General features: G+C 73.6%; 8 protein-coding genes and 1 pseudogene. 5 read left to right on the plus strand and 4 right to left on the minus strand.

Annotation, left to right across the window (positions count from 1 at the left end; translation table 11 throughout):
- The 5 genes and pseudogenes from E1265_RS04250 to E1265_RS04270 all read left to right on the plus strand — a co-directional run.
- Positions 1-386 (plus strand): annotated as a pseudogene (locus E1265_RS04250) (NADH-quinone oxidoreductase subunit L); the annotation flags it as partial.
- Between the two features lie 6 nt (positions 387-392).
- Entirely contained in the window at positions 393-1,883 is a 1,491-nt protein-coding gene (locus E1265_RS04255; protein ID WP_132928881.1) for an NADH-quinone oxidoreductase subunit M, read from the plus strand.
- Positions 1,880-3,319 (plus strand): proton-conducting transporter membrane subunit, encoded by a 1,440-nt coding sequence (locus E1265_RS04260; RefSeq protein WP_132928850.1) that lies wholly within the window; start codon positions 1,880-1,882, stop codon positions 3,317-3,319. The genes E1265_RS04255 and E1265_RS04260 overlap by 4 nt, the downstream gene beginning before the upstream one ends.
- 67 nt (positions 3,320-3,386) lie before the next feature.
- Entirely contained in the window at positions 3,387-3,947 is a 561-nt protein-coding gene (locus tag E1265_RS04265; RefSeq protein ID WP_132928851.1) for a GNAT family N-acetyltransferase, read from the plus strand.
- Between the two features lie 75 nt (positions 3,948-4,022).
- Entirely contained in the window at positions 4,023-5,849 is a 1,827-nt protein-coding gene (locus tag E1265_RS04270; RefSeq protein WP_132928852.1) for a glycoside hydrolase family 15 protein, read from the plus strand.
- Between the two features lie 9 nt (positions 5,850-5,858).
- On the opposite strand, the gene E1265_RS04275 is transcribed toward E1265_RS04270, so the two are convergent.
- The 4 genes from E1265_RS04275 to frc form a co-directional block, all read right to left on the minus strand.
- On the minus strand, positions 5,859-6,827 hold the full coding sequence (locus E1265_RS04275; protein ID WP_132928853.1) for a 2Fe-2S iron-sulfur cluster-binding protein: 969 nt from the start codon (positions 6,825-6,827) through the stop codon (positions 5,859-5,861).
- Positions 6,824-8,647, minus strand: coding sequence for an NAD(P)H-dependent oxidoreductase subunit E (locus E1265_RS04280; protein ID WP_132928854.1), 1,824 nt, complete (start codon positions 8,645-8,647; stop codon positions 6,824-6,826). The genes E1265_RS04275 and E1265_RS04280 overlap by 4 nt, the downstream gene beginning before the upstream one ends.
- 193 nt (positions 8,648-8,840) lie before the next feature.
- Entirely contained in the window at positions 8,841-10,796 is a 1,956-nt protein-coding gene (locus E1265_RS04285) for a molybdopterin-dependent oxidoreductase (protein ID WP_132928855.1), read from the minus strand.
- Between the two features lie 222 nt (positions 10,797-11,018).
- Positions 11,019-12,272, minus strand: coding sequence for a formyl-CoA transferase (frc, locus tag E1265_RS04290; protein ID WP_132928856.1), 1,254 nt, complete (start codon positions 12,270-12,272; stop codon positions 11,019-11,021).
- Positions 12,273-12,324: the final 52 nt, after the last annotated feature.

A 12,324-nucleotide genomic window follows, 5' to 3' on the forward strand; every position in this document is an offset into this window, starting at 1 on the left:
CCGCTTGGGCGTGGGGGGACCGGGCGCCGCCGGTCCCCGCCGGGGCGCGGCGCTTGGCGGGCGACTGGCTCGGGCTCGAACGGGCGGCGCGCGCTCTGCTGGTCGCGCCGGTGCTGCGGCTGGCCGACGCGCTGGCACGCTTCGACGACCTGGTGCTGCACCGCACGGTGACGGGCGCGGCGCGCGCGACCCGGCGGCTGGCGCTGGTCGCCGAACGCGGCGGGGAGCGGCGGGTGTTCGACACGGCGGTGCGGGGGGTGGCCGCCGGCTGCGCCGGGCTCGGCCGGCTGGCCAGGCGCCCGCAGACCGGGCTGCTGCACCACTACCTCGCGCAGGCGGTCGCGGCCCTGGCCGCCGCCGCGGTCGTGCTGCTGCTGGTGAGGTGACCCGTGCTGCTCACCGTGCTGCTCTTCCTGCCGCTGGCGGTGGCGGTCGCGCTGCTCGCGCTGCCGGCCGCCGTCGCGCGGCGGGCGGCGTGGTGGGCGTGGACGGCGGCGGCCACGGCCGAGACGGCACTGGTGGTCGTGGTGTGGGCGGGCCACGAACCGGGCGGTGGCGTGCAGTACGAGGCGCGGACGCGCTGGATCCCGAGCGCCGGGGTCGGCTACCACGTCGGCGTCGACGGGCTCTCGCTGCCGCTGCTCGCCGTCACCTGCGTGCTCTTTCTGGCCTGTGCCGCCTACTCGCGGCGCGAGACGCGGCGGATCAGGGAGTACGCCGCGCTGTTCCTCTTCCTCCAGACCGCCTGCCTCGGCGTGTTCGCGGCGCTGGACCTGATCCTGTTCTTCGTCTTCTTCGACCTGTCGATCGTCGGCATGTACGTGGTGGTGGCTGGCTGGGGGCGCCGGCCGGCGGCGGCGCGCGCCGCGCTGGCGTTCTTCCTCTACACCTTCCTCGGCTCGTTGGCGCTGCTGCTCGGCTTCATCGGCCTCTACGTGGCCGCCGAGCCGCACACCTTCGACATGACCGAGCTGACCGACCGGCCGCCCCTCCAGGGCCGGTCCTGGCACGCGGCGCTCGTGCTGCTGGCGATCGGCCTCGGGCTGGCGATCAAGACGCCAACCGTGCCGTTCCACACCTGGCTGCCGCCGGCCCACACGGAGGCGCCGGCCGCGGGCTCGGCGATCTTGGCCGGGATCCTGCTGAAGATGGGCACCTACGGCTTCCTGCGGATCGCCATGCCGATGCTGCCGGAGGCCTGGCGCCGCTTCGCGCTGGTGTTCGTGGTCCTCGGTGTGGTGTCGGTGCTGTACGGCGCGCTGGTGGCGCTCGCCCAGCGCGACGTCAAGCGGATGATCGCCTACACCTCGGTCAACCACATGGGCTACGTCCTGCTCGCCGTCGGCGCGGCGGCCACGGCGGGCGAGCGGGCGGGCCGGCTCGCGGTTGACGGCGCGGTCACCCAGATGGTGAGCCACGCACTGATCACCGGCGCGCTGTTCCTGCTCGCGGGCGTGCTGTACGACCGGGGGCGCAGCCACGCGATGGCCGACTGGTCGGGTCTCGCCGGTCCCGCGCCGGTCTTCGCGGCGCTGACCGGGGTCGCCGCGTTCGCCTCGCTCGGCCTGCCCGGGTTCTCCGGCTTCGTCGCCGAGTTCCAGGTCTTCGCCGGCAGCCTGTCGGCGCGCCCGTTCGCCACCGGTCTCGCGCTGCTCGGGGTGCTGCTCACCGCCGGCCTCTTCCTGCGCGCCCTGCACCGGATCCTGCTCGGTCCGCCGCGGCTGCCGGCCGGGGTGCGCGCCTTCCCCGACCTGCGGGCCCACGAGGCGGCGGCGATCGTGCCGCTGCTCGCGCTCGCGGTGCTGCTCGGGGTGGCGCCCCGCTTCCTCCTCGACGTGGTCGAGCCGGCGGCGCGCGAGCTCGTCGGCCTGGTGGCCCGATGACCGGGGGCGACGAGAATCCGCTGGCGCTGCTGCCCGAGGTGCTGCTCGCCGGCTCGGCGGTCATCGGGCTGCTGCTCGGCGCCTGGCTGCCGCGCGACCGGCAGTGGCCGGTCGGCCTGCTGGCCGCCGGCGCCTGCCTGGCCGGCGTGGTCGCGGCGGCCGTCCAGGCTGGGCTCGCCGCCCCGACCACCGCCTTCGACGGCGCGTTCGCGGTCGACGCGGTGACGACGACCGCCAGGATCGTGGTCCTCGGCGCCTCCCTGGCGTTGCTGGCGCTGGTCGTCGGGGCGAGCCGGGGCCACCGGCGCGAGACGGAGTACTACGTGCTGGTCCAGCTCGCCGCCTGCGGCGCGCTGATGCTCGCCGGTGCCGCCGACCTGCTGACGCTGGCCGCCGCCTACCTGCTGGCCAGCGTCCCCGGCTACGCCCTGGCCGGCTTCGCGCGGGACGTCGGGGGCACCGAGGCGGCGCTCAAGTACTTCGTGGTCGGCGCGTTCCTCGGGGTGGTGCTGCTCACCGGCGTCACGCTGCTGCTGGCCGCCGGCCGGGCCACCGGCTATCCGGCGCTGCGCGAGGCGCTGCCCGACGCGCCGGGGGCGCTGGTGACGGTGGGTCTCGTCGCGCTGCTCGCCGGGCTGCTGTTCAAGTCCGGCGCGGTGCCCGGTCACTTCTGGGTGCCGGACGCCGTGCAGGGCGCCCCGCCGCCAGTCGCGGCGCTGCTGACCACGCTGCCCAAGGCCGGCGCGTTGGCGGCGCTGTTCCGGCTGGCCGCCGGGCCGCTCGCCGGCCTGCCGACCGCCTCGGTGCCCTGGCCGGGGCTGCTCGCGGTGCTGGCCGCCGCGACCATGACGCTGGGCAACCTGGCGGCGTTCTTCCAGGACGACGTCCGCCGGCTGCTCGCCTACTCCACGATCAGCCAGGCGGGCTACCTGCTGATCCCGGTCGCCATGGCGGGCAGCTCCGAGCTGTCCCAGCGGGCGCTGCTCTACTACGTGGCGGGCTACGCCATCACCAACCTGGGGGCGTTCGCCGTGGTCTGCGCGCTGCCGGACGCCCGGCGGATCCGCGACTACCGGGGCCTGGCCGGGCACCGGCCGGCGCTGGTGGGCGCGCTGCTCGTCTGCCTGCTCGGTCTGGTGGGCACCCCGCCGACGGCGGTCTTCCTCGGCAAGCTGGAGGCGTTCGGCGCGGCCGTCGACGGTGGCTACGCCTGGCTGGCCGCGCTGGCCGTGGCCAACACCGTCGCCTCGCTCTTCTACTACCTGCGCTGGCTGGCGCCCGCCCTCCTCGGCCGCGGCCGGGCCGGAGCGGGCCCGGGCCTGGGTCTGGGCCCGGGCCCGGTACGGCCGGCGGTGCTGACGGCCTACGCGACGGCGCTCGGCTCGCTGGCCCTCGGCCTGGCCGGCGGCCCGGTGCTCGCGCTGCTCGACGGCTGAGCCCCGCCCGGCGGGACGCCGCAGGTGGTAGGAGTGGGTGACGACGCGAGACGCTCTGGGGGGCACCATGACGTTCACCTTTCGCCGGCTGGCCGAGCCGGACTTCCCGCTGCTCGCCGGCTGGCTGGCCCGGCCGCACGTGGCGCGCTGGTGGCACCACGAGACCTCGGCTGAGGCGGTGGCGCGCGACTTCGGGCCGGCCGCCAGGGCCGACGAGCCGTCCGACGACCTGCTGGCGCTGCTCGACGGGCGCGCGGTGGGCCTGGTGCAGCGGTGCGCGTTCGCCGACTACCCGGAGTACCGGGCGGAGCTGGCCGCCGTGGTGCCGGTGCCCGCAGGCGCGGTGACCGTCGACTACCTGCTCGGCGATCCCGAGCTGCTGGGGCGCGGCCTCGGGACCGCGATGATCGGCGCCGCCCTGGAGCTGGCCTGGGCCGAGCTGCCGGACGCGCGGTGCGTGCTGGTGCCGGTGGTGGCGGCCAACCGGGCGTCCTGGCGGGCGCTGGAGCGGGCCGGGCTGCGCAGGGTCGGCGCCGGCGAGCTCACGCCGGACAACCCCGTCGACGACCCGCTGCACTACGTGTACCGCGTCGATCGACCGAGCGTGACGAGCCAGGACGGGATCTAGGAGAGGCCGCCGCCGGCTTCCCGCTCTACGCTCGAAGGCGAGAGGTGGGAGAGGAACCGCCGGAAGGGGTCCGCCATGGTCGAGCGACCCGAGTCGCGCTACCTGCCCATCGCCGACCACGGGCTGATCGGCGACCTGCGCAGCATCGCGCTGGTCGGCATCGACGGCACCATCGACTGGTACTGCTGCCCCCGCTTCGACTCGGCCAGCGTCTTCGCGTCGATCCTGGACGCCGACCGCGGCGGCCGCTTCGAGCTGGCGGCCGACGTCCCGGCGCGCACCAAGCAGTTCTACTTCCCCGACACCAACGTGCTGATCACCCGGTTCTTCACCAGCGACGGGGTGGGCGAGGTGCAGGACTTCATGCCGGTCACCGGCAGCTCGGACGGGCACGAAGACCGGCACCGGCTGCTCAGGCGGGTGGTGTGCGTGCGCGGCGCGGTGCCGTTCCGGGCGCGGGTGGCGCCCAGGTTCGGCTACGGCACGCAGCCGCACACCGTGCGGCTTGAGGACGGGCAGGCGGTCTTCGCCTCCGCCGACCTGACGCTGGCGCTGACCTCCACGGCCCCGATCGAGGGCGACGACCGCGACGTCTGGTCCCGGTTCACGCTGCTCGAGGGCCAGTCCGAGGTGTTCGCGCTCGATCGGATCGAGGACGGCCAAGCGCCGCGCGCCTGCCCGCGCACCGAGGCGGAGGAGGAGTTCGCGGCGACGGTGACGTTCTGGCGGCGCTGGCTCTCGGCGTCCCGCTACCGGGGCCGGTGGCGGGAGATGGTGCACCGCTCGGCGCTGACGTTGAAGCTGCTGACCTACGCGCCGACCGGGGCGATCGTGGCGGCGCCGACCACCAGCCTGCCGGAGCAGGTGGAGGGCGAGCGCAACTGGGACTACCGCTACGTGTGGATCAGGGACGCCGCGTTCGCGGTGTACGCGCTGCTGCGGCTCGGCTTCACGGAGGAGGCCGACGGGTTCATGGCCTTCCTCTCAAGGCAGATGGGGCAGCGGGCGGCCGACCGGCCGGGGGCGAGGGGGCCGCTGCAGATCATGTACGGCATCGACGGGACGGCCGAGTTGCCGGAGCGTGAAATCCCGCATTTGGAGGGCTATCTGGGCTCGGCCCCGGTGCGGGTCGGCAACGCGGCGGCCGAGCAGCTGCAGTTGGACATCTACGGCGCGCTGATCGACTCGATCTACCTCTACGACAAGTGGGGCCAGCCCATCTCGAGCGAGCGCTGGGACGAGGTCTGCGCCCTGGTGGACTGGGTGTGCGGCCACTGGGAGCAGCCGGACGACGGCGTCTGGGAGACGAGGGGCGGCCCCAAGCGGTTCCTGTACTCACGGCTGATGTGCTGGGTGGCCATCGAGCGGGCGATGCGGATGGCGATCCGCCGGGGGCTGCCGGCCGACATCCCGCGCTGGCGCGAGACGCGGGACACCATCTACCGGCGGATCATGAGCCGTTGCTGGTCGCGGCGGCGTCGGGCCTTCGTCCAGCAGGAGGAGGGCGACGTGCTCGACGCCTCGGTGCTGATGATGCCGCTGGCCAAGTTCATCTCCCCGACCGACCCCAAGTGGCTCTCCACGCTCGACGCGTTGGCCGACGAGCTGGTGTCCGACTCGCTGGTGTACCGCTACGACCCGCGGGTCAGCCCGGACGGGCTGCGGGGCGAGGAGGGCACGTTCTCCATCTGCTCGTTCTGGTACGTGGAGGCGCTGGTGCGGGCCGGCCGCCCTGAGGAGGCCAGGCTGGCGTTCGAGAAGATGCTGACCTACGCCAACCACCTGGGCCTGTACGCGGAGGAGATCGGACACACCGGCGAGCAGCGCGGCAACTTCCCACAGGCGTTCACCCACTTCGCCCTGATCAGCGCGGCGTTCAACCTGGACCGGGCGCTGGGGTGAGGGCCAGTGTCACAGCTCGACCTCCTCGACGTCCGGAATGGGCGGTCCGGTGCGCTGCACGTGCTGCCAGCCGAAGCGGCCCTTGATGCAGAGGTTGCCGTGGGTGACGGAACTGTCATGTGGGGAGGTGACCTTGACGATCTGCTCGGCGCCGTCCGGGAGTCGCTGGACGTGCAGGGTGAGCGAGCAGCCGGTGCCGCAGAAGGTGCACAGCGTGGTGGTCTCGGTCTGCGCCGACTCGTTCCAGGTGCCGGCCTCGCGGTGGTCGTGCTCAGCCTTGAAGCTGAGCGCGCCCGTGGGGCAGACCTCGATGCAGTTGCCGCAGTAGACGCAGGCGGAGTCGGGCAGCGGGGCCACGTACTCGGTGGAGATGCCGGCGTCGAAGCCGCGTCCTGCGACGGTCAGCGCGAAGGTGTTCTGCCACTGCTCGCCGCAGGCGTCCACGCACTTGTAGCACAGCACGCACTTGGCGTAGTCGCGCACGTAGAGGTCGTTGTCGACCTTGGCGGGCTGGGCGACGGTGGCCGCGACCGAGCCGTCGGTCTCCTCGTGCTCGCCGGGCCGCGCGGGGCCGGTCCTGGGCGGCGCCGCCGGGCCGAAGCGCTCGGGCTCCGCGCCGTACTCGGCCATCCACTCCGCCGCCCGGGGGGTGGTGGACAGGTCGGTGGCGGAGCCGAGGAGTTCGAGGACCAGCTTGCGGCTGTGCCGGGCGCGCTCGGTGGCGGTGCGCACCACCATGCCGGGCTCGGCCCGGCGCGAGCAGGAGGGCACCAGGGTGCGGGAGCCCTCGACCTCGACCATGCAGAGCCGGCAGACGTTCGCCGGGGTGAGCGTGTCGCCGTGGCAGAGGGTGGGCAGGTCGCCGCCGGTGGCGCGGACGGCGTCCAGGATGGTGGCGCCCTCGGGGACGCGCACGGTGGTTCCGTCCAGGGTGAACTCCACCATGCGGCGTGGCAGTCCGAGGTCGATGGCGGTCATGCGGCTCCCTCCGTGCTGGTGAGCAGGCCGAGGCGGTCGAGGGCGGACTCGATGGCGTTCCAGGCGGTCTGACCGAGGCCGCAGATGGAGGAGTCGCGCATCACCTGGCCGACCTCGCGCAGCAGCGCGGTGTCGGCGGGGTCGCCGCGGCGCACCAGGCGCTGGAGGGCCTCCTCCTGGCGGACGGTACCGATCCGGCAGGGGACGCACTGGCCGCAGGACTCGTCGCGGAAGAACGCGGCGACGCGCAGCAGGATGCCGGACAGGTCGACCTGGTCGTCGAGGGCGAGCACGACGCCGGAGCCGAGGGTGGTGCCGGCGGCGCGGGCGTCCTCAAGGGTGAGGGGCAGGTCGAGTTCGTCGGCGCGGACGAAGCCGCCGGCGGCGCCGCCGAGCAGCACGGCGCGCAGCGTGCGGCCCTCGGCCACTCCCCCGGCGAGGTCGAGGAGTTCGCCGAGGGTGGTGCCGAACGGCACCTCGTAGACGCCGGGTCGGCGGACGCCGCCGGAGAGGCAGAACAGCTTGCTGCCGGTGGAGCGTTCCGTGCCGGTGCGGGCGTAGGCCGCGCCGCCCTCCTGGAGGATGATCGGGACGTTGGCCAGGGTCTCGATGTTGTTGACGGCGGTGGGCTTGCCGAACAGGCCCTTCTCCACGGGGAACGGCGGCTTGCTGCGCGGCTCGCCGCGGTAGCCCTCGATAGAGTTGAAGATGGCGGTCTCCTCGCCGCAGATGTAGGCGCCGGCGCCGCGTCTGATCTCGATGTCGAAGTGGAAGCCGGGCTGGCCCATGACGTCGCGGCCGAGGTAGCCGCGGTGCCTGGCCTCGACGATGGCGTGCCGGATCCGGTTCAGGGCGCGCGGGTACTCGCCGCGCAGGTAGAGGTAGCCGCGGCGGGCGCCGACGGCGAGCCCGGCGATGGTCATGGCTTCGACGATGGCGAACGGGTCGCCCTCGAGCAGCACCCGGTCCTTGAAGGTGCCAGGCTCGCTCTCGTCGGCGTTGCAGACGAGGTAGTGCGGGGTCTCGGGCTGGCGTGCGGTGGCGTCCCACTTGCGCCCGGTGGGGAAGGCGGCGCCGCCGCGGCCGGTGAGGCCGGAGTCGGTGACCTCCCGGATGACGCCGCCGGGGCCGAGCGAGATGGCGCGGCGCAGCGCCGTGTAGCCGCCGCTCGCGCGGTAGGCGTCGAGGCTCGTCGGGTCGACGGTGCCGACGCGGCGGAGCAGGCGCAGGCCGGGCTGCCCGGCCTGGGGCACGGACTCGACGACGGGCGGTTCGAGATCGGTGGAGTGGGTGCTGGTGGCCGGTCCGGTGCGGGCCGCGGCCAGCAGCTCGGGGACGCCGGTGGGGGCGAGTACCTGCTCGGCCGCGACCTCGCCGGCCTCGAAGACCAGGGCGGCCGGGGCGCGTTCGCACACGCCGAGGCAGGGGCTGCGCAGCCACTGGAGAGCGCCGTCGGGCTGCCCCGGCGGGCCGAGTTCGCGCTCGGCCGCCGCGGCGAGCGCGTCGCCGCCGGCGGTCTTGCACGCCAGGTCGGTGCAGACGTGGAGCACCCGGCGGGGGCGGGGGGTGAGGGAGAACAGCGAGTAGAAGCTGGCGACGCCGTAGGCGCTGGCGGGCGGGATCTCCAGGCGGCGGCAGAGGTGTTCCAGCGCGCCCGGGCTGATCCAGCCGATCCGCTCGTGCACCGCGTGCAGGGCCGGCAGCAGCAGATCGCGGCGGTGCGCGGGGGCCTCCGGGTCGTCGTCCCGGGTGGCGAGTGCGGCGTCGACGGCGTCCCGTTCCTGCTCGGTCGCCGTCGCGCCGGAGAAGTGCAGTTCCATGGGTGCGCTCCTTGGCGTGGCGGGGCGGCTAGGTCCTGTCCGGGCGATCTTCGAGGACCAGCCCGCGGCGTCAGATGCGGTGCATCGCAAGGCGCCGGATCGCAGCTCACTTGGCCGTATTCGCGCGATTCGGTAACGCAGCGAGGTGCCGTAGCTGGCGTCGCGGGCCCGAAGAAGATCGCCCGGACAGGGCCTAGCGGGCCGGTGTGGGGTCGAGGCGCTCGACGCGGATGGCGGCGGCCTTGTACTCGGCGGTGCCGGCGACCGGGCAGGTGGCCTCGATGGTGATGGTGTTGACGTCGACCTCGTCCGGGAAGTGGAAGGTCATGAAGGCGAGCCCCGGGCTGAGCCCGGCGTCGAGCCTGACCGGGGCGACGATGGAGCCGCGGCGGGAGCTGATCCGCACCTCCTCGCCGTCGGCGACGCCCAGGGCCTCGGCGTCGACCGGGTGCAGGTCCAGCGTCTCGCCGCGGCGCCGCGGGGAGTCGAAGCCGCCGGACTGGACGCCGGTGTTGTAGGAGTCGAGGCGGCGCCCCGTGGTGAGCCGGAGCGGGAACTCCTCGGTCAGTTCGTCCACCGGTGGGCGGTGTTCGAGCACCGTGAACGGCGCGGGGCGGCCGCGTCGTTCCGGGTCCTCCTCCCACAACCTGGCGTGCAGGTAGGAGGGTTCGAGGGTGTCCTCGCTGTAGCAGGGCCACTGGATGCCGCCCGCCTCAAGCCGGGCCCAGGAGATGCCGGCGTGGTTGGGGGCGAGGGAGCGCATCTCGTCCCAGGCCTGCTCGGGGGTGTAACGCCAGTCGTGGCCGAGCCGGCGCGCCATGTCGCAGAGGATCGCGATGTCGTCGCGGGCGCCGGCCGGGGGCCTGAGGGCCTTGCGGACCCGCTGTACCCGCCGCTCGCTGTTGGTGAAGGTGCCGTCGGTCTCGCACCAGGCGGCGGTGGCGGGCAGCACGACATCGGCGAGCTGGGCGGTCTTGGTGAGGAAGATGTCCTGGACGACGAGGTGGTCGAGGTTGGAGAGCCGCTTGACGGTGTGCTGGGCGTCGGCCTCCGACTGGACGGGGTTCTCGCCGATGATGTAGCAGGTGGTGAGGTTGCCGCGCTCGATGTGGTCGAGCATCTGGGTGAGGTTCCAGCCGTAGCGCGGCTGGATGGCGCGGCCCCAGGCGAGACCGAACTTCTCGCGCACGGCGGGGTCGAGGATGTCCTGGAAGCCGGGGAGCCGGTTGGGGATGGCGCCCATGTCGCCGCCGCCCTGGACGTTGTTCTGGCCGCGCAGCGGGTTGAGTCCGGCGCCGTGCCGGCCGACGTGGCCGGTGAGCAAACCCAGGTTGATGAGGGCGAGGACATTGTCGGTGCCGTTGTGGTGCTCGGTGATGCCGAGGGTCCAGCACAGTTGGGCGCGGTCCGCGCGGGCGTAGGTGTGGGCGAGCTCGCGGATCAGGTGGGCGGGGACGCCGGTGACCTCCTCGGTGCGGGCCAGCGTCCACGGCTCGGCGGCGGCCGCGTAGGCGGCGTGGTTCTCGGTGCCGCGCTCGATGAAGGTGCGGTTGGCGAGGCCGGCGTGCATGATCTCGCGGGCGATGCCGTAGGCGAGTGGGATGTCGGTGCCGACGTTCAGCGGCAGGTGTCGCTCGGCGAACTGGGCGGTCGAGGTGCGGCGCGGGTCGACGACGAAGAGCCGGGCGCCGTTGCGCATGCCGCGCAGCACGTGCTGGAAGAAGATGGGGTGCGCCTCGCGGGCGTTGGAGCCCCAGAGCACGATGACGTCGGTGTCCTCGATCTCCTGGTAGGAGGAGGTGCCGCCGCCGCTGCCGAAGACGTGGGCGAGGCCGGCGACGCTGGGCGCGTGGCAGGTGCGGTTGCAGGAGTCGACGTTGTTGGTGCCGATGACAACTCGGGTGAACTTCTGCGCCAGGTAGTTCATCTCGTTGGTGGAGCGGGCGCAGGAGAACATGCCGAAGGCGTCGGGGCCGTGCTGCTCGGTGTTGCGCCAGAATCCCTCGGCGGCCCGGCTCATCGCCTCCTCCCAGGAGGCGGGGCGCAGCACGCCGGAGTCGCGCACCAGCGGCTGGGTGAGGCGGGTGTAGTGCTCGCGGCGGCGCTTCCGGTCCTGGCGGGTGCGCTGGCCTGGGTCGTTGGCGGTCATGCTGGCTCGACCTTCCGTGCTGGGGAACGCGGGTCCGGTACGGCGGTGCGGGTGCTGGCGCGGGCGAGGAGGTCGGCGGCGGCGTGCGCGGCCACTCTCATTCGCGGCCCCCGATCTCGGTCGGGTGGGGCCCCTGAGGACAGGGATTGCATACAGTATTCCAGTGATCGCGCCGCCGGGACAGGGGCGTGACACGACGGACCGCGCAGTTCAGGACAGGGCCTAGATCACGCCGATGGCCCGTAGGTCAGCCAACTGGCGTTCGCCGTAGCCGAGTTCCGCGTAGACCTCGGCGTTGTGCTCGCCGAGCAGCGGCGGCCTGCCGACCTCGACCGGGGAGTCGGAGAGCCGGAGCGGGGAGCCAACCGTGCGGAAGCCGCCGCGTTCCGGGTGGTCGACCTCGACGATCGTGCCGAGCGCGGCGAGCGTCGGGTCGTCGAGCAGCTCCCTGGTGGACATCACCGGGGCGCAGGGGATGCCGTGCTCGGTGAGGATGTCCAGCACCCGCCACTTCGCGCGCCGTTCGGTCCACTCCTCGACCATCGCGAACATCTTGTCCAGCTTGCCCCGCCTGGCCTCCTGGGTGGCCCAGCCGGCGTCGTCGGCGAGCTCGGGACGGCCGGTCAGCCGGGCCAGCGCCCTCCAGCCCTGCGGCTGCACGATCACGTACACGTAGTCGTTGGGCCCGCCGGGCGCGCAGCGCAGCGCCCAGCCAGGCTGCCCACCGCCCGAGGCGTTGCCGGCGCGCGGCACCTCGGCCTCCCGGGGCTGGCCCGGGTATTCGGTCAACGGGCCGTGGGCCAGGCGTTGTTGGTCGCGGAGCTTGACCCGGCAGAGGTTGAGCACCGCCTCCTGCATGGTGACCTGCACTTGTTGGCCGCGCCGGGTGACGGTGCGCTGGTAGAGCGCGGCCAGCACGGCCGCGACCAGGTGGACGCCGGCCCCCGCGTCGCCGATCTGGGCGCCGCTCGCGGTGGGCGGTCCGCCGGGGAAGCCGGTGGTGGCCATCGCGCCGCCCATCGCCTGGGCGAACATCTCGTACCCCTTGAGCTCGGCGTGGCGCCCGGGACCGAAGCCCCTGATGCTGGCGTACACCAGACGGGGGTTGAGCCGGCGCAGCACCGGCCAGGGGAAGCCGAGCCGGTCGAGCACGCCGGGATGGCGGTTCTCGACCAGCACGTCGGCGGTGGCGACGAGGCGGCGGAACATCCGTTTGCCCTGCCGGGCCTTGAGGTTGAGGGTGATGCTGCGCTTGTTGCAGTTGAGCATGGCGAAGTAGAGGCTGTCGACGCCCGGCCGGTCGCGCAGTTGGCCGCGCGCGACGTCGCCCCTGCCCGGCGTCTCCAGCTTGATCACGTCCGCGCCCAGCCAGGCGAGCAGTTGGGTGGCGGAGGGACCCGACTGGACGTGCGTCAGGTCGAGCACCCGCACGCCCGCCAGGGCCTTGGGCGCGTCGGCGCCGGCCGCCTCGGTCATGTGACGTCCCCTCGTTGGTCCGGCCTGCCCTGGGAGCGCTGAACACGAACTG

This window comes from Streptomyces sp. 8K308, from assembly GCF_004348315.1.
In the GTDB taxonomy this organism is placed as follows: domain Bacteria; phylum Actinomycetota; class Actinomycetes; order Streptomycetales; family Streptomycetaceae; genus Streptomyces.